This is a genomic window from Bacteroides sp. 3_1_23, assembly GCF_000162555.1.
Taxonomy (GTDB): Bacteria; Bacteroidota; Bacteroidia; order Bacteroidales; family Bacteroidaceae; genus Bacteroides; species Bacteroides ovatus.
Genome location: NZ_GG774949.1, coordinates 1,073,847 through 1,092,697 on the forward strand (window position 1 = coordinate 1,073,847; position 18,851 = coordinate 1,092,697).

Genomic DNA, 18,851 nt, shown 5'->3' on the forward strand with positions numbered 1-18,851 from the left:
TTGAAATAGACTTCATTGGGGGGATTTACCCCTAGATTTAGGCAATTTCCTCCCGATAAGTAGGAGTTTTCAGTTTCATAAGGAAAATTCATTCTCTACTTTTGTTCTATCGAAAGATAAATGATAGATAATAATTAGAGAACCGTTAAAAATATAAGGAATATGAAAACGAACACATTTAAATACTTCGGTTTGGCTTTGATGGCTATATTGATGGTAAGTTTTACCTCTTGCGAAGTGGAAATAGACAGTTTCTATGATGATGATAATAATGGTGCAGGATACTATAATCGTTCGGCTGATTTGTGTAGCCGTACCTGGGTTAGTTTCTACCGGGACATGGACGGTAACTATTGTCGTCAGGAACTGGATTTCTTTTTAGATCGTACGGGAATTGACTATATACGGGTGGAATATCCTAACGGAGCAGTAGAGCAGTATGAATATAATTTCCGTTGGAGCTGGGAGAATTATGCGCAGACTTCCATTCGTATGTCATACGGACCGAATGATGTTTCATACCTGGATGATGTGTACATCGGTGGAAACAGGTTAAGCGGTTATCTGGACGGACGAAATAACTTTGTGGAGTTTCAGGGGAAATGATGAAAGATAAAACGGAAAGAAACAGAGGGAAAAAGATCGTTTGAGGGATAACAAGATGCAGGTGAAAAGAGAAGGATAAGATAGTTAAGATAGAAATAGGATAGTTATTAGGAACAAAATAATAGGTAACGGAGTAAAAGGGTAATCAATAAGATTTCAGGATATATGATTCAGGGTATAAATAGGGCGCGAAATGAAAGCTTAAAAGTTTTGAACCGGACTAAATAGTTTTTATCTTTGCGCCCTATTAGTTTTTATATACATGGAGTGGTTATATAGTCTATTTCTCGAACATTCTGCCTTACAGGCTGTTGTGGTACTTTCATTGATTTCTGCCATTGGTCTGGGCTTGGGAAGAGTGCATTTCTGGGGAGTTTCCCTGGGAGTCACTTTTGTTTTTTTTGCAGGCATCCTCGCCGGCCATCTCGGGCTTTCGGTCGATCCGCAGATGTTGAACTACGCAGAAAGTTTCGGACTAGTCATTTTCGTTTATTCTCTCGGTTTGCAAGTCGGTCCCGGTTTCTTTAGCTCTTTCCGCAAAGGAGGGGTGACATTGAATATGCTGGCATTGGGAGTTGTTCTGTTGGGAACGTTGTTGACGGTGGTGGCCAGTTATGCGACAGGTGTCTCTCTTCCTGATATGGTTGGTATCCTTTGTGGAGCAACGACGAATACTCCGGCGTTGGGAGCTGCACAACAAACATTGAAACAGATGGGAATGGACAGCAGTACTCCTGCTTTAGGATGTGCGGTAGCCTATCCGATGGGGGTAGTTGGTGTAATCCTTGCCGTTTTATTAATTCGCAAAGTGCTGGTTCGCAAAGAAGACTTGGAGATAAAAGAGAAAGACGATGCGAACAAAACCTACATTGCAGCGTTTCAAGTACACAATCCTGCTATTTTCAATAAAAGCATCAAGGATATAGCTCGCATGAGTTACCCGAAGTTTGTCATCTCCCGCTTATGGCGTGACGGACATGTAAGTATTCCGACTTCTGACAAGATATTGAAGGAAGGTGACCGTTTGCTGGTGGTAACTGCGGAGAAAGATGCTTTGGCCTTGACCGTGCTTTTTGGTGAACAGGAAAATACGGATTGGAATAAAGAGGACATTGACTGGAATGCGATTGATAGTGAATTGATTTCGCAGCGTATTGTCGTTACCCGTCCCGAATTGAATGGTAAGAAACTCGGTTCACTCCGGTTGAGAAATCATTATGGGATTAATATCAGCCGCGTTTATCGGTCGGGTGTGCAGTTGCTTGCTACTCCGGGATTGGTACTTCAATTAGGAGATCGTTTGACGGTAGTGGGAGAGGCTGCTGCTATTCAGAATGTGGAGAAAGTACTTGGAAATGCTGTGAAAAGTTTGAAAGAACCCAATCTGGTTGTTGTGTTTATCGGCATCGTGCTTGGTTTGGCATTGGGGGCTATTCCTTTCTCTTTTCCGGGTGTCAGTACTCCTGTGAAGCTGGGATTAGCGGGTGGACCGATTATCGTTGGTATTCTTCTGGGAACTTTTGGACCGCGGATACACATGATTACTTATACCACCCGTAGTGCGAATCTGATGTTACGTGCCTTGGGACTTTCCATGTACCTTGCTTGTCTGGGACTGGATGCCGGAGCTCATTTTTTCGACACCGTATTCCGTCCGGAAGGTTTGTTATGGATTGCTTTAGGGGCCGGATTGACTATTGTTCCAACCGTACTAGTCGGGTTTGTGGCTTTCAAGATGATGAAGATTGATTTCGGTACTGTATCTGGCATGTTGTGCGGAAGTATGGCAAATCCGATGGCACTGAACTATGTAAACGATACAATTCCCGGCGACAACCCATCCGTGGCCTATGCGACCGTTTATCCGCTGTGTATGTTTCTGCGGGTAATTATCGCTCAAGTGTTGTTAATGTTCTTGTTGAATTGAGAAATAATTGTAAATAGTAAAATTGTAAATAGAATGACTGCTCAAAGTAACATAACTCCTGAAAGCATTGTGAGTGATCTCCGTTACCTACAACTGCTTTCCCGAAGTTTTCCTACCATTGCCGATGCCAGTACGGAAATAATCAACTTAGAGGCTATCTTAAATCTACCTAAAGGGACGGAACATTTCCTGACTGATATTCATGGAGAATATGAAGCTTTTCAGCATGTACTGAAAAATGCTTCCGGTGCGGTAAAACGTAAAGTAAATGAAATATTCGGCAACACTCTTCGTGAAGCTGAAAAGAAAGAAATCTGTACTTTGATTTACTATCCCGAAGAGAAACTGCAATTGGTGAAGGCCCGTGAAAAGGATCTGGATGATTGGTATCTGATTACGCTGAACCAACTGGTGAAAGTCTGTCAGAACGTGTCTTCCAAATATACCCGTTCGAAGGTTCGTAAATCACTGCCTGCCGAATTCTCTTATATCATTCAGGAGTTATTGCACGAATCGTCTATCGAACCGAATAAGCATGCTTATATTAATGTAATTATCAGCACAATTATCACTACGAAGCGTGCCGACGATTTCATTATCGCTATGTGTAATCTGATTCAGCGCTTGACTATTGATTCTCTTCATATCGTAGGTGATATTTACGACCGTGGTCCCGGTGCGCATATCATTATGGATACATTGTGTAATTACCACAATTTCGATATTCAATGGGGAAATCATGATATTCTCTGGATGGGAGCAGCTTCCGGTAATGATAGTTGTATCGCTAACGTGATACGTATGTCTATGCGCTATGGTAATCTGGGGACACTTGAAGACGGATACGGAATCAATTTGCTTCCATTGGCTACTTTTGCAATGGATACGTATGCCGATGATCCTTGCACGATTTTCATGCCGAAAATGAACTTTGCCGATGCTCATTATAATGAGAAGACTTTGCGTCTGATTACTCAAATGCATAAAGCCATTACCATTATCCAGTTTAAGCTGGAAGCTGAAATCATCGACCGCCGTCCGGAATTCGGAATGGCTAATCGTAAACTTCTGGAGAAAATTGATTTTGAACGCGGCGTCTTTGTATATGAAGGAAAAGAATATGCTTTGCGTGATACCAATTTCCCGACTGTAGATCCGGCAGATCCTTACCGACTGATTGAAGAAGAACGCGAATTGGTAGAAAAGATTCATTATTCATTTATGAATAGTGAGAAATTGAAGAAGCACATGCGTTGTCTGTTTACCTATGGCGGCATGTATCTGGTTTCAAACTCGAATCTTCTTTATCATGCTTCTGTTCCTCTGAATGAGGATGGCAGCTTTAAACATGTCAAAATACGTGGTAAGGAATACTGGGGACATAAATTGCTGGATAAAGCCGATCAATTGATCCGTACCGCTTATTTCGATGAAGAAGGAGAGGAGGATAAGGAATTTGCTATGGATTATATCTGGTATATGTGGTGTGGCCCGGAAGCTCCTTTGTTTGATAAAGATAAGATGGCGACTTTTGAGCGTTATTTTGTAGAAGATAAAGAGTTGCATAAAGAAAAGAAAGGCTATTATTACACATTGCGTAACCGGGAAGATATTTGTGACCAGATTTTGACAGAGTTTGGAGCTTCAGGGCCTCATTCGCATATTATCAACGGTCATGTGCCTGTGAAAACGATTCAGGGAGAACAACCTATGAAAGCCAATGGCAAGCTTTTCGTTATTGATGGTGGCTTTTCAAAAGCTTATCAGCCGGAAACGGGAATTGCGGGGTATACGCTTGTTTATCATTCTCATGGTATGCAACTCGTACAGCACGAACCATTCCAGTCTCGTCAGAAAGCCATTGAAGAGGGGCTTGATATCAAATCGACCAACTTCGTTCTCGAATTTAATTCGCAACGAATGATGGTGAAAGATACCGATAAGGGAAAAGAACTAGTGACTCAAATACAGGATTTGAAGAAACTGCTTGTTGCTTATCGTACTGGTCTGATAAAAGAAAAAGTGTGATAGATTGAAATGATAAGGGCTTAAAACCATCATTTATCATTTGATAGTTTTAGTAATGCTTAAAATATAGTGTCTTTATTTACTTGATACATAAGGAAAAGTGCAATTCATTATTAATATTGAATTGCACTTTTATTATTAATGCCCGTTATATTCCATACTATACATATCAAAGCCTTTGGCCCAATAGTCTCTTTGGATTTCTTTCAGTGTGAATCCTTGCTTTTCGTAGAATTTATAGGCTAATTGTGAAGTTCTAACGGTTATTTTTTGAATACCATCAATGGACTTTAATATTTCAATTCTATATTTTAATAATTGTGCTCCTAACGATTTGCCTTGGTACTGGGGATGTATGATATCCCAACTTATTTTTCCGCTGGCTTTATCCTTTGTAAAATTTATTCCGCCACAGCCTACAACCTTCTTGTTGAGTAATAGAACAAAATAAAGTTCACGTTCGCTATCCAGATAGTTACTAAAATCAGCTTCTTCTTTCGGTGCAAAATATGCAGGCGTGTTCTGTCTGATTAAATCTATTACAGCATTCTTATCTGTTGGCTGGTATTCTCTAATTGTAGTTATGTTCATCTCAACGTTCATTGTAATTTTATTTAGAAAAGAACAATGCCTGCTTCTATAATCGCTCCTTTATCGTAATTGCTTGATTTATTATAGAATCTGGTTAGCCCATAACCGCCTGTTGCAAAGATACCGAACTTCCTGGTAAATTGATATTCCAGATTGGCACGTGCCTGCAATGCATATAAACGTTTCGGAATCACCTCGTCTTTGTTATCGAAAGCCTCGATATGCTGGTAGCCAAGGTCTCCGCTGATGGATAAGCCTTTGTAAAGAGTGAAGGACAAGCCAGCACGATAGGATGCACTTGCCGAAAACTTATCATTCAATCCCTGATACATGGAGCCGATTCCCAGAATGGTATAAAACAATTGGTTCTTGAAGCGTACACCTATATTGGCAGGCGTAGCATTTCCACCATACACCATCATTTGCACTCTTGTATCAGGATTCGCATTAACCAATCCGAGTTGGAATCCCTTCATATCTTCCTTGTAATAATTGACAAGGCCAATTTGAAGCCCGCGGGCCTGCGTTGCATAATTACATAATGCTATTTGTACCCCATTCAGTTTCGATGCGGTTATATTGGCAATTCCTGCCATCTGCAAGCCGTTCATGTGTTCGCCTACTACATTCAAAAGTCCGGAAGCCATCAAGCCGCCGAAACTCTGCCCTGTAATATTTGCCGCTCCGGAAAAGTGTAGCCCCGAAGCCATATTGCCCGTCACATTCATGAAACCGCTAATCATTAACCCCGAGGTATTATCTCCTCCGATACTGGTTAAACCGGATATGATTACTCCTTGTGTTCTGTCGCCAGTGATATTTACTAGTCCGGCAGCAGAAAGCCCTACGGTGTTGTTGCCGCTGATATTACTGATACCGGCTAGCTGGACACCCCTCATTGTTCCACCTGCCAGATTGGCTAATCCGGTGATCTGTACTCCGTTCATGTCACCATGTACCACACTTCCCAATGCATTGATACCCACACCGTTCAAGCGATTCATTGTAGACAGGAGACCGATGTTCACATAAGTCGTCTGTGTACTGTCATGCGGTTGCGTACAAATATCTTTCCAGATAGATATATTAATACCTGCACTCTTGTTCTGTGCCGGTAAACAAACGGCAGTCATTAGTATAGCTGCCGTGAATATTGTTTTCTTTATCTTCATTCCTTTCTCTTTTCGGTTTAAGTAATATCTCTATGCAGCTAACTTTATATTAGCCTTTTGCTTCCTGGTATAAATAACGTTTGATACTCTTCTTCGGTGTCTTTTCGAATTCTTCCGGATAGATTTTCATCTTGGATATTTGGCTGTAAGCCGGTAGCGTATCATTCAGTGCCACACGGTTTTCTTCCATTATTTGCTCGATGTCTTCATTCTTCAGGCCATGAGCGAAAGCGTCGTCAAAATCAGGATAAACAAGTCCGACAAGTTTTTCGTTTTGCTGAACGATAATACTTTCAGCCACGTATGGCAGGTTGTTCAATTTATCTTCAATTTCTTCCGGGTAGATATTCTGTCCGCTGGCACTCAATAACAGGTTCTTGCTGCGTCCTTTGATCGTAACATTTCCTTCGGCGTCCATCAAAGCCAGGTCACCTGTATGCAGCCATCCGTCTTTGTCGATAACTTCCTGGGTAGCTTCTTCGTTTTTGTAATATCCCAACATCACATTCGGACCCTTACATACGATTTCGCCAACAATGTTCTCGGGATCAGATGACAACACTTTCACATCCATACGTGGTACAGCTTTTCCGCATGAACCCGGCTTGAATCTTCTCCAATCCTCGTAACAGATAATCGGACCACATTCCGTCATTCCATATCCTACTGTATAAGGGAAATCAATCATTTTCAAGAACTGTTCTACTTCCTGATTGAAAGCAGCACCTCCTACTATAACAGCTTTGAAGTTTCCGCCAAATGCTTTAATCATTTCTTCGCGTACCGTTGCTTTTATCTTGTCGTTGATGATAGGCACTTTTAGTAAGATCTTCATTGCAGGAGTTTCCAATTTCGGAAGCACGCTCTTCTTGATGATTTTTTCGATGATAAGCGGTACGGCAACAATCAGATTAGGTTTCACCTCTTCGAAAGCCTGGAAAATGATTTTCGGACTCGGCATGCGAGTAAGGAAGTAGATGTGGCAACCCACGGAGAACTCATAAAGGAATTCGAAAGCCAGTCCGTACATGTGTGCCATAGGGAGCATGGATACGATCTTATCTCCGGCTTGCAGGTCTAATACTTCAAAAGCAAATTTGGTATTCGACCACAGACTGCGATAGGGGAGCATTACTCCTTTCGAGTAACTTGTTGTTCCTGAAGTATAATTGATAACAGCCAGTTCTTCCGGTTCATCCTTATGATAAGAGATATGCTCTGTGCGGAAATTCTTCGGATATTTTTTGCCGAACATTTCGTTCAGGTGTTCGCGTGCATAAGTCAGTCGTTCGCTGCGTGACACTAGCAGGGTGAAGTCGTTCATCATCAGGATACCCTCCAGTAGCGGCATTGCCGACTCATTCAGGTTTTCCCATACCATATCTCCTACAAGCAGTAATTTTGCTTCGGAATGGTTGACGATGTTATGTATATTGTCCGCTTTAAATTCATGGAGGATGGGTACAACAACTGCCCCATACGTCAGTGTAGCAAGGAACGTGACTCCCCAATGAGAGCTGTTTCTTCCGCAAACAGCAATCTTATCTCCTTTGCGGATTCCACTTTCTTCAAAAATGATATGGAGTTTTTCGATCTTGCGAGCTACGTCTTTATACTGTAAAGTTGCACCTTTATAATCGGTCAGGGCATCCAGGTCCCAATTATTTTTGATACTATTCTCAATGTAGGCTATAAAACTTTGTTCCATTGTTTTGCACATTTGGTATTAATTTGTGCAAATATAGCAATTATATTAAGAATGAAGAATTAAGAGGGAAGAATTTTTGGAAATGGGGGAAGGGCGATGTAGTGAGATTGCGACAGGCTGGTAGGAGGAAAGATTATGCTTATAGCTAATTTCATTATGCTATAATCAAAAAAAATATGCTATAAGCAAAAATAATTCTGCTCATAGCATATTGATTGATTCTTTAAATTCTTATTTCAAGTACCATTCGTACATTCTTTGTACGCCTTCCTCGATTTCAATTTTATGGTGCCACCCCAAAGAGTGCAGTTTCGAAGGATCGGTCAGCTTGCGCATAGTGCCGTCCGGTTTGCTGCTGTCGAAGGTCAGTTTTCCTTGATACCCTACAGTTTCTACAATACGTTCGGCCAGCTGACGGATGGTGATTTCCTTACCAGTGCCGATGTTGATATGGCAGTTGCGGATATCTTTGCTGCCTTCTTTATAGGTATCTTTGAAGTCTACGTGCTCCATTACGAAGACGCTGGCATCTGCCATTTCTTCGCTCCAAAGGAACTCGCGGAGTGGAGTACCTGTACCCCAAAGAGTGACTTCTGTTTCGCTGATTCCGTATTTTTGCAGAATAGCCAGGATTTCTTCTTTCGGACTGTCGCCATTTACACCTTCCACCGGACGCAGATTCATATCCTTGCGTACAGCTTCCCAGTTTCCTTCTTTCAGACAGTGTGCCAGATGAATCTTTCGGATCATGGCAGGCAGTACATGACTGCGTTCCAAGTCGAAATTATCATTCGGTCCGTAAAGGTTTGTCGGCATCACAGCGATGTAGTTCGTTCCATATTGCAGGTTGAAGCTCTCGCACATTTTCAGTCCGGCAATTTTGGCGATTGCATACGGCTCGTTGGTATATTCTAACGGTGAAGTAAGCAATACATCTTCTTTCATCGGCTGTTCGGCATCGCGTGGATAAATACACGTACTACCAAGGAAGAGCAACTTCTTTACATGGTGACGGAAGCTCTCTCCGATGATATTCTGTTGAATCTGCAGATTCTTATAGATAAAGTCGGCACGGTAGATGCTGTTCGCCATGATACCACCCACAAAGGCAGCAGCAAGGAATACATATTCCGGTTGTTCTTCATCGAAAAAATTACGGACAGCCATGCCATCCAGCAGATCAAGCTCTTTGTGAGTGCGGCCTACCAGATTGGTGTATCCTTTATCCTGCAAATTCTTCCAGATAGCAGATCCCACAAGTCCGCGGTGTCCTGCTACATATATCTTTGCATTCTTTTCCATTCTATTAGTAAAGCAAGTTTTAATGTTTGGTAGCAATCATTCGTCTCACTTTCTCCATATCGTGGCGAACCATGATACTTACCAGTTCTTCGAATGATGTTTTACGTGGATCCCAGCCCAACAGTGTTTTAGCTTTAGTCGGGTCGCCCAGCAATTGTTCTACTTCCGATGGACGGAAATACTTCGGATCAACTTCTACCAGAGATTTTCCGGTAGCTACGTCGATACCTTTTTCATTTACGCCTTCACCTTCCCAACGAAGCTCGATCCCTGCTTCTTTGAATGCTAACGTTGCGAATTCGCGCACCGTGTGCATTTCTCCAGTAGCAATAACGAAATCTTCGGGAACATCATGTTGCAGGATCAGCCACATACATTCGATGTAATCCTTGGCATATCCCCAGTCGCGAAGAGAATCCAGATTACCCAGGTACAGTTTGTCCTGTTCGCCCTGTGCGATACGTGCGGCAGCAAGCGAAATTTTACGGGTAACGAACGTCTCACCACGGCGTTCGCTCTCGTGATTGAACAAAATACCGTTTACTGCAAACATACCATAGCTTTCGCGGTAGTTTTTAGTAATCCAGAAACCATATTGTTTGGCTACCCCATACGGAGAACGGGGATAGAATGGAGTTGTCTCTTTTTGTGGAACTTCCTGCACCTTACCGAACAATTCGGAAGTAGAAGCCTGATAGATGCGGGTTTTCTTTTCCAGTCCCAGGATGCGTACAGCTTCGAGCATACGCAACGTGCCGATAGCATCTGCTTCGGCAGTGTATTCCGGAACGTCGAACGAAACCTTCACGTGGCTTTGAGCTGCGAGATTGTAGATTTCATCCGGTTGCACCTGTTGAATAATACGAATTAACGAACTAGAATCTGTCATATCCCCATAATGCAGATTAATCGTACGTTTCTGTTTCATGTCGCGCACCCACTCGTCAAAATACAAATGTTCAATACGTCCTGTATTGAACGAAGAAGAACGACGGAGTATACCGTGTACTTCGTAACCTTTTTGCAATAGAAATTCGGCAAGATAAGAACCATCTTGCCCGGTGATGCCTGAAATTAGGGCTTTTTTCATACGCTAATTATTTATATAATTGAAAATGTGGGTGCAAATGTCGGCATTTTTTGTGACCCAGCCAAGTGACTTTCCAATTATTTTTCAGCACAGTCATTCAGCACGGTTTTTTCCCATTATTTTGTCGATAATCAAAGCGATAGCTCCGTCTCCCGTTACATTGCAGGCAGTACCGAAACTATCCATGGCGATGTAAAGCGCAATCATCAAAGCTTGTGCCGATTCGTCGAAACCGAGCATGGATTGTAGAATCCCCAGGGAAGCCATGATTGCTCCACCCGGAACTCCCGGAGCAGCTACCATAGTGATACCCAGCATAAAGATAAACCTGGCAAACAGGGGGAAGTCGAACGGCATTCCTTGCATCATCATCAATGCCAGTGCACAGGCTACAATTTTCAGTGTACTGCCCGATAGATGGATGGTGGCACATAGCGGAATCACAAATCCGGCTACTTCAGCAGATACTCCGTTCTTTTTGGTCTGTTCCAGTGTCACGGGAATGGTGGCTGCAGATGATTGTGTACCCAATGCCGTGAAGTAAGCGGGCAGCATTTTGCTAAGCAATTTGAATGGATTTCTATGCACAAACAATGCCGCAATGGAATACTGAAAAACCAACAGGAAAATATGAAGAACGAAGATGACTCCGATAATTTTAATAAACACCATCAGGATAGAATATACTTGTCCCGAATGTGTCATGTTGAGGAATATGCCGAAGATATAAAGCGGCAGCAACGGCAGAATGACGGCACTTATCATTCGTACGATAATTTCCTGAAAATCACGTGCCACATTTTTCAATGCGTCGCTGTTGAGTGACGCCAGTCCTAACCCCAGTGTGAAAGCTAAAACCAGAGCTGTCATTACGTTCATCAGTGGCGGAATGGAGACGGAGAAGTAGGGGAGGATTCCCTGCGCTTCGCTTACTTCTTCAAGTGGTGCACCCGGTTCGATGAGCGAAGGAAATACTGTGACTCCTGTGAAGTAGGAGAGAAAGCCTGAAAAAAGAGTAGCGAAGTAGGCGATCAAAGCTGTCACGAGTAGCATTTTTCCTGCGCCTTTTCCGATGTCGGCAATAGCCACAGTAACCAGTCCGACGATAATCAATGGGATAGAGAAATTGAGAAATTCACTGAAAATACCATTGAACGTAACAAATATTCGCACTAGCGGAGCCGGGAAAACTGTGCCGATGGCAATACCCAAAATGATGGCGATAACGATGCGTGCCAACAAACCGATTTTGATCTTCTTCATCCTTGATTTTATTTGTAGACTACAAAAATAATGTTTTAATCTAAAATCTTGCGAACAAATGTGCATTTTAAATGTTACTAAGATAAAGAATATTCAAAATATACAAGTTATGGCAAATCAGAATAAAACAGATATCGGACTTATCGGCTTGGCTGTGATGGGCGAGAATCTTGCTTTAAACATGGAGAGTAAGGGATGGCACGTGTCGGTATATAACCGTACTGTTCCCGGAGTAGAAGAGGGGGTGGTAGAGCGCTTCCTGAATGGTCGTGCAAAAGGTAAAAACATCGAAGGATTCACGGATATAAAGGCATTTGTAGATTCGATAGCTATTCCCCGTAAGATTATGATGATGGTTCGTGCCGGAAGTCCGGTAGACGAACTGATGGATCAGCTTTTCCCGTTGCTTTCACCGGGAGACATTCTTATTGATGGCGGTAATTCTAATTACGAAGATACCAACCGTCGTGTCCAACTGGCGGAATCAAAGGGATTTCTTTTCGTCGGTAGCGGTGTGTCCGGTGGTGAGGAGGGAGCCTTGAATGGCGCTTCTATTATGCCCGGCGGTTCGGAAAAAGCATGGCCGGAAGTGAAACCGATTCTTCAGAGTATTGCGGCAAAAGCTCCGGACGGCACTCCTTGTTGCCAATGGGTGGGTCCTGCCGGCTCCGGTCATTTTGTGAAGATGATTCACAACGGTATCGAATATGGTGATATGCAACTGATTGCCGAAGCCTATTGGGTGATGAAAAAGTTGCTTGATCTGACCAATGAGGAAATGGCTGATGTCTTTGCCCGTTGGAACGAAGGCAAACTTCGCAGTTATCTGATTGAAATCACCGCCAACATTCTGCGGCATAAAGACAAATCCGGAGGTTATCTCATTGATAAAATTCTGGATGCAGCCGGACAGAAAGGAACCGGTAAATGGTCGGTTATCAATGCGATGGAACTCGGTATGCCGTTAGGGCTAATTGCCACGGCGGTATTCGAACGAAGCCTTTCTTCACAGAAAGACTTGCGTCACTTGGCTTCCAAGCAATTCCAGTGTCAACATACACAACCTATATATAATAAGGCGGAACTCGTAAAGAATATTTTTTCTGCTCTTTATGCTTCCAAACTCGTCTCTTATGCCCAGGGATTCGCCGTGTTGCAACGTGCTTCCGACGCTTTCGGCTGGCATCTCGACCTGGCTTCCATTGCGCGTATGTGGCGTGGGGGATGCATCATCCGCAGTATATTCCTGAACGATATTGCAGCTGCCTTCGAAGCCACCGACAAGCCTAAACACTTGTTGTTGGCTCCTTATTTTAAAGAAGAAATGAAGACATTGCTTCCCGGATGGAAGAGCCTGGTGGCGGAATCCATGAAAGAAGAACTTCCCGTTCCTGCTTTCTCCTCTGCCCTCAACTATTTCTATTCGCTCACTTCTGCCGATCTGCCCGCCAACCTTGTACAGGCACAACGTGATTATTTCGGTGCGCACACTTTTGAGCGTAAGGATGAGTTGCGCGGACAGTTCTTTCACGAGAACTGGACAGGCCACGGAGGAGATACGAAATCGGGCACCTATAATGTTTGAGTAAACCTATAATTCATATTTAGAAATTAATAAAGTGGATAAATTTGCAATGATAATTTTCGGTGCGTCAGGTGATTTGACCAAGCGTAAGCTGATGCCTGCCCTTTACTCCCTCTACCGTGAAAAACGGTTGACCGGAGAGTTTTCCATATTGGGTATCGGGCGTACGGTCTATTCTGACGATAACTACCGTTCCTATATATTAGAAGAACTACAACAGTTCGTCAAGTCTGAAGAACAGGACACAGCTCTTATGGCTTCATTTGTCTTCCATCTCTACTATTTACCGATGGACCCGGCAAAAGAAGAAGGTTACCCGCAACTCCGCCAACGTCTGGTTGAATTGACTAACGAGGTAGATCCAGACAATCTGCTGTTCTATCTTGCCACTCCGCCATCACTTTACGGAGTAGTGCCCATCTATTTGAAAGCTGCCGGACTTAACACTCCCCACTCGCGCATCATCGTTGAGAAACCTTTCGGCTATGATCTCGAGTCGGCACTTGAACTGAATAAAACGTATGCCTCTGTTTTCAATGAGCATCAGATTTACCGTATCGACCATTTTCTCGGTAAGGAAACGGCCCAGAATGTACTGGCTTTCCGTTTTGCCAACGGTATCTTCGAACCTCTTTGGAATCGTAACTATATTGACTACGTAGAAATTACAGCCGTAGAAAATCTGGGTATCGAGCAACGAGGCGGGTTCTATGAAACGGCAGGTGCGCTGCGGGATATGGTGCAGAATCATCTGATACAGCTCGTGGCCCTTACGGCTATGGAACCGCCTGCTGTTTTCAATGCAGACAATTTCCGTAATGAAGTGGTGAAGGTCTACGAATCTCTTACTCCATTGAATGATGTAGATTTGAACGAACATATTGTTCGCGGACAATATACAGCCTCCGGTAGTAAAAAAGGATACCGTGAAGAAAAAGGAGTGGCTCCCGATTCGCGTACGGAAACTTATATTGCCATGAAACTGGGCATTAGTAACTGGCGCTGGAGTGGCGTTCCGTTCTACATTCGTACAGGTAAACAAATGCCGACGAAAGTAACGGAAATCGTTGTTCATTTCCGGGAAACACCTCACCAGATGTTTCATTGTGCTAGTGGCAACTGTCCACGGGCTAATAAATTGATCCTTCGTTTGCAACCGAATGAAGGAATTGTGCTCAAAATCGGAATGAAAGTCCCCGGTGCAGGTTTCGAAGTCCGCCAGGTGACGATGGATTTCAGTTATGCACAGTTGGGCGGTGTGCCTAGTGGTGACGCTTATGCCCGTCTGATAGATGATTGTATCCAGGGCGATCCGACTTTATTTACTCGAAGTGATGCAGTAGAAGCCTCATGGAAATTCTTCGATCCGGTGCTCCGCTATTGGAAAGATAACCCTGATGCGCCTCTTTACGGTTATCCCGCAGGTACGTGGGGACCTTTGGAAAGCGAAGCAATGATGCACGAACATGGGGCTGACTGGACGAATCCTTGTAAGAATTTGACAAATACAGATCAATATTGTGAATTATGAAACTATCAGTTTTTCCCTCATCAATTGAAACTTCACGAGCATTGATACTCCGCCTGGTGGAAATCATGAATGAAGAGCCGGACAGAGTGTTCAATATCGCAGTTAGTGGTGGTAATACCCCTGCTCTGATGTTCGATTTATGGGCGAATGAATATATGGAAATTACTCCTTGGGACCGTATGCGGATTTATTGGGTGGATGAACGTTGTGTGCCTCCCGATGATTCGGACAGTAATTACGGAATGATGCGCAACCTTCTTTTGGGTATCACTCCTATTCTCTATGAGAATGTATTCCGTATCCGTGGAGAGGCAAAGCCTGCGAAAGAGGCGGTTCGTTATTCGGAGTTAGTCCGGCAGCAAGTGCCGTTTAAGCGTGGTTGGCCGGAATTCGATATTATACTGTTGGGAGCCGGAGATGACGGACACACTTCTTCGATCTTTCCCGGGCAAGAAGATTTGCTGACTTCAAACTCTATTTATGTGGTCAGTGCACATCCCCGTAACGGGCAGAAGCGTATCGCAATGACGGGATACCCCATTCAGAATGCCCGCTATGTCATTTTCCTGATTACCGGAAAAAACAAAGCCGATGTAGTAGAAGAAATCTGTAATTCGGGAGACACTGGTCCCGCAGCCTATGTGGCTCATCATGCGCAAAATGTAGAACTGTTTATGGATAAAGGGGCTGCCGCATATATTGAAGATCCTAATAAAAAGATGAGTTAGAACAGAACTATTTCATTGACGAAACTAATAGAAAAAAAAGAAAAATATGAATCCTTATCAACATTCATTTGGTGGTAATATCCCACAAGACGTAGCGGGGAAACAAGGCGAAAATGTTATTTTTATTGTTTATACTTTAAAAGATTCGCCTGAAACTCTTGACAAAGTAAAAGATGTGTGTGCCAATTTCTCGGCCCTGATTCGCAGTATGCGTAACCGTTTTCCTGATATGATGTTCAGTTGTACCATGGGATTTGGAGCCGATGCCTGGAGCCGTCTTTTCCCGGAACAGGGAAAACCCAAAGAACTGAAAACTTTCGAAGAGATAAAAGGCGAGAAGCATACGGCAGTTTCTACTCCGGGCGACTTATTGTTTCACATCCGTGCAAAACAGATGGGATTATGTTTTGAGTTTGCATCTATCATCGATGAGAAACTTCAAGGCGTGGTTGAACCTGTCGACGAAACTCACGGTTTCAGATATATGGATGGCAAGGCCATTATCGGCTTTGTGGATGGAACGGAGAATCCGGCGGTTGATGAAAATCCCTATCATTTTGCAGTTGTAGGAGAGGAAGATGCTGATTTTGCAGGAGGCAGCTATGTCTTTGTGCAGAAGTATATTCACGATATGGTTGCGTGGAACTCCTTACCTGTGGAAGAACAGGAGAAAGTGATCGGGCGTCGTAAGTTTAACGATGTCGAACTGTCTGACGAGGAGAAACCTCAAAATGCGCATAATGCCGTCACTAATATTGGTGATGACCTGAAAATAGTGCGTGCCAATATGCCGTTCGCCAATACGTCTAAGGGAGAATATGGTACTTACTTCATCGGCTATGCAAGTACGTTCACTACTACCCGGCAGATGTTGGAAAGTATGTTTATTGGCAATCCGGTAGGCAATACCGACCGTTTACTGGACTTTAGTACAGCAGTTACGGGAACACTTTTCTTTGCTCCTTCCTACGATTTGCTAGGTGAACTGGGCGAATAAAAAATAAAAGACTGGGGGAGTATTACACTTTAGTAATCTCCTCCACTACATATTGGTCTTTTACTTTCTTGCAGGTACATACGAAGAATTCCGGATGTTTCAGAGCTCCTTGTAAAGTATCAGGAAGAATCATTTCTTTAGTACGACGGTCCATTGCAACCGTTGCATACAGGATACCTTCACTCTCGCATTTCTCTATTAATGCACTTTTTAGTTCTTCTACGCTATATTCCATTTGTGTGATCCTTTGTCGCTGCAAAGTTATGGAAAATATGTATATTTTGTGCAATTATATTCCTGTAATAAATAAAAAAAATAGCTCCCTAGTTCGTCCGCCGACGAGGGAGCTATTAACACAAAAACTAAACTAGACTTAACTAAACTATTCTATTCTTGGAATTTCACAATCCCTTTCTGTTCGTTGCAAAGGTAGATATAAAACGGGTTTTGACAAACTATAATCGACAAAATTCACTTTTTTACCGATAAATTCATGAATAATTAGCTCCTTTCGTCAAGAAAAGTCTGAAAAACTTGCTTGTAACTATCGCTGATAGGAATATATGTCTTGTCAAAAACAATACGCCCGCGATCGATCACACGTATCTTATCTTTTTGTACGATGAATGAGCGGTGCACGCGTATGAAACGGCTGGAAGGTAAAAGTTCCTCCATTGCTTTCATACTCATCAGTGATAGAATAGGTTTGGAAGCATCTTCCGTATATATTTTAATATAATCTTTCAGTCCTTCGATATACATGATTTTCTTCAAGTCCACTTGCACCAGTTTGTAGTCACTTTTCACAAAAATACTGTCTATCTCTTCCGGTTTCTGTACAAGTTCGAACCATTGAAGGGCCTTGTTGGCAGCTTGCAGGAAATCGACGTAGGAGATTGGTTTCAGCAGGTAATCGAGTGCATTGACACGATAACCGTCGATGGCATACTGTCCGAAAGCGGTAGTAAACACAATGCGGGTGTGCGGATCTACCATCTTCGAAAACTCCAAACCATTAAGCTCCGGCATCTGGATGTCCAGAAACAGGAGATCGACCTCTTCGCCAGGCAATTCTTTCATTGCCTGAACCGCACTGGAATACTTTCCTACGAGTTGCAGGAACGGGGTTTTATTCACGTAACTCTCTAACAAGCTAAGAGCTAACGGCTCATCGTCAACAATTGCACAACGTAACATCATACTATTTTATATCTAAAGTTTTTATATTCAATGTTTTGAAATCTACTCTCTGATCTTGATACTTAATTTCGATTCATATACTTTTTCATCTTTTGAGATACCTTTCGACCAGGTATAAGCCCCGGGATAAAGAATCTCCAACCGGCGGCTGACTTGCTCCAGTCCCACACCCGAGCCACTTTTATCCTCCACTGTCTTTGGATGATTACTGTTGCGAATTTCGCAAATCACTTCCTTATCATTCTCCGAAAGATGAATACTGATGAAACTCGATTCAGTAGGGGAGATGCCATGCTTGAAAGCATTCTCTATCAATGAGATAAAGATAAGCGGAGCAATAAGCGTCTGACTGTCAGGCTGAATATCAAATTTAGTAATCATCTGTACATTGGCCGACAGGCGGATGCGCATCAGTTCAATGTAATTTCGGATAAAATCAACCTCTTTACAGAGAGGAACGTACGTTTGTTGGTTATCATATAACACATAACGAAGCAGTTTGCTCAACTCCTGAACTGCTTGTTGCGCTTTGTCCGAATCAAATGCAATCAGTGCATAGATATTATTCAGGGTATTCAGCAGAAAGTGAGGGTTCAGTTGGTTTCGCAGATTTTTCAGTTCCGCTTCCGCACGGTTTCGTTCCGCCTCTTTGCGGGCAGCTTCATTTTGCGTCCATCGCGCGCTCATACGGATAGCGGCACTTAGGCCGATAGTAAATACGAGGCTCAACATATCTCTAAGGAAGAATAGCCATCCCGGAGGCATACCCGGTCTTTTGGCTTTGGGTGCAAATGACGGATCGAATGTCAGGCTTTGCCAGAGATGTAACAAAATGCCGATGACACATAAAAAGATAATGTTGTAGACGATATATCTTTTGGCCTGACTCTGAAACAGATAACGAGGAACAAGAATGAAATAATTCACGTAGAACGCAATCATAAAAGAGAGTGGTACAGCAAGATGGCGTATATAGGCCATCCAGTTAATGTTCCCGTTTCCACGTTCAACGAAGAAGAACGGGAAACCGAACATAATCCCCCAGCTGATAATGTGTATCAGTATCTCCAGGGGACGACGTGCGGATGTAAAGGTTTGTTTCATAAAGACAAAGATAATTTTT

General features: G+C 43.0%; 16 protein-coding genes. 7 read left to right on the forward strand and 9 right to left on the reverse strand.

The window, feature by feature from the left end:
• Window positions 1-162 precede the first annotated feature (162 nt).
• The 3 genes from HMPREF9010_RS20240 (at window position 163) to HMPREF9010_RS20230 (ending at window position 4,561) form a co-directional block, all read left to right on the forward strand.
• Entirely contained in the window at window positions 163-606 is a 444-nt protein-coding gene (locus tag HMPREF9010_RS20240; protein WP_008647198.1) for a hypothetical protein, read from the forward strand.
• Between the two features lie 262 nt (window positions 607-868).
• Entirely contained in the window at window positions 869-2,533 is a 1,665-nt protein-coding gene (locus tag HMPREF9010_RS20235) for a putative transporter (protein WP_004297845.1), read from the forward strand.
• A 33-nt stretch (window positions 2,534-2,566) separates the two neighbouring features.
• A complete protein-coding gene (locus HMPREF9010_RS20230; RefSeq protein WP_008647200.1) occupies window positions 2,567-4,561 on the forward strand; it encodes a fructose-bisphosphatase class III in 1,995 nt (664 codons plus the stop codon).
• A gap of 138 nt (window positions 4,562-4,699) precedes the next feature.
• Here the strand turns inward: HMPREF9010_RS20230 and HMPREF9010_RS20225 are convergent, their stop codons facing one another.
• The 6 genes from HMPREF9010_RS20225 to HMPREF9010_RS20200 form a co-directional block, all read right to left on the reverse strand.
• Window positions 4,700-5,164 (reverse strand): GNAT family N-acetyltransferase, encoded by a 465-nt coding sequence (locus HMPREF9010_RS20225; protein ID WP_004306375.1) that lies wholly within the window; start codon window positions 5,162-5,164, stop codon window positions 4,700-4,702.
• Between the two features lie 11 nt (window positions 5,165-5,175).
• On the reverse strand, window positions 5,176-6,324 hold the full coding sequence (locus HMPREF9010_RS20220; RefSeq protein ID WP_008647202.1) for an LA_2272 family surface repeat-containing protein: 1,149 nt from the start codon (window positions 6,322-6,324) through the stop codon (window positions 5,176-5,178).
• Window positions 6,325-6,373: 49 nt separating this feature from the next.
• Complete coding sequence (locus HMPREF9010_RS20215; protein ID WP_008647206.1) at window positions 6,374-8,032, reverse strand: AMP-binding protein; 1,659 nt, start codon at window positions 8,030-8,032, stop codon at window positions 6,374-6,376.
• 231 nt (window positions 8,033-8,263) lie between these two features.
• Window positions 8,264-9,334 carry a GDP-L-fucose synthase family protein gene (locus HMPREF9010_RS20210; RefSeq protein ID WP_004297837.1) on the reverse strand — a complete coding sequence of 357 codons (1,071 nt, stop codon included), beginning with the start codon at window positions 9,332-9,334 and terminating at the stop codon, window positions 8,264-8,266.
• 19 nt (window positions 9,335-9,353) lie between these two features.
• Entirely contained in the window at window positions 9,354-10,424 is a 1,071-nt protein-coding gene (gene gmd / locus HMPREF9010_RS20205; RefSeq protein WP_004297836.1) for a GDP-mannose 4,6-dehydratase, read from the reverse strand.
• Between the two features lie 93 nt (window positions 10,425-10,517).
• Complete coding sequence (locus HMPREF9010_RS20200; protein ID WP_008647208.1) at window positions 10,518-11,687, reverse strand: dicarboxylate/amino acid:cation symporter; 1,170 nt, start codon at window positions 11,685-11,687, stop codon at window positions 10,518-10,520.
• A gap of 109 nt (window positions 11,688-11,796) precedes the next feature.
• On the opposite strand from HMPREF9010_RS20200, the gene gnd reads away from it, so the two are divergent.
• Genes gnd through HMPREF9010_RS20180 form a run of 4 tightly spaced genes read left to right on the forward strand, consistent with a single transcriptional unit; the run spans window position 11,797 to window position 16,528 of the window.
• Window positions 11,797-13,272 (forward strand): decarboxylating NADP(+)-dependent phosphogluconate dehydrogenase, encoded by a 1,476-nt coding sequence (gene gnd, locus HMPREF9010_RS20195; RefSeq protein ID WP_032846467.1) that lies wholly within the window; start codon window positions 11,797-11,799, stop codon window positions 13,270-13,272.
• A gap of 34 nt (window positions 13,273-13,306) precedes the next feature.
• Window positions 13,307-14,803 carry a glucose-6-phosphate dehydrogenase gene (gene zwf / locus HMPREF9010_RS20190; RefSeq protein WP_008647211.1) on the forward strand — a complete coding sequence of 499 codons (1,497 nt, stop codon included), beginning with the start codon at window positions 13,307-13,309 and terminating at the stop codon, window positions 14,801-14,803.
• Window positions 14,800-15,531, forward strand: coding sequence for a 6-phosphogluconolactonase (gene pgl, locus HMPREF9010_RS20185; RefSeq protein ID WP_004297828.1), 732 nt, complete (start codon window positions 14,800-14,802; stop codon window positions 15,529-15,531). Before zwf ends, pgl begins: the two co-directional genes overlap by 4 nt.
• A 46-nt stretch (window positions 15,532-15,577) precedes the next feature.
• Window positions 15,578-16,528: a Dyp-type peroxidase gene (locus tag HMPREF9010_RS20180; protein ID WP_008647212.1), complete on the forward strand. Its 951-nt coding sequence runs from the start codon at window positions 15,578-15,580 to the stop codon at window positions 16,526-16,528.
• A gap of 22 nt (window positions 16,529-16,550) precedes the next feature.
• Here HMPREF9010_RS20180 and HMPREF9010_RS20175 read toward each other — a convergent pair whose 3' ends face one another.
• The 3 genes from HMPREF9010_RS20175 to HMPREF9010_RS20165 form a co-directional block, all read right to left on the reverse strand.
• Window positions 16,551-16,763 carry a hypothetical protein gene (locus HMPREF9010_RS20175; RefSeq protein WP_004310918.1) on the reverse strand — a complete coding sequence of 71 codons (213 nt, stop codon included), beginning with the start codon at window positions 16,761-16,763 and terminating at the stop codon, window positions 16,551-16,553.
• A 266-nt stretch (window positions 16,764-17,029) separates the two neighbouring features.
• Complete coding sequence (locus HMPREF9010_RS20170) at window positions 17,030-17,728, reverse strand: LytR/AlgR family response regulator transcription factor (protein WP_004300327.1); 699 nt, start codon at window positions 17,726-17,728, stop codon at window positions 17,030-17,032.
• Window positions 17,729-17,770: 42 nt separating this feature from the next.
• Window positions 17,771-18,832: a sensor histidine kinase gene (locus tag HMPREF9010_RS20165; RefSeq protein WP_004306368.1), complete on the reverse strand. Its 1,062-nt coding sequence runs from the start codon at window positions 18,830-18,832 to the stop codon at window positions 17,771-17,773.
• Between the last annotated feature and the right edge of the window lie 19 nt (window positions 18,833-18,851).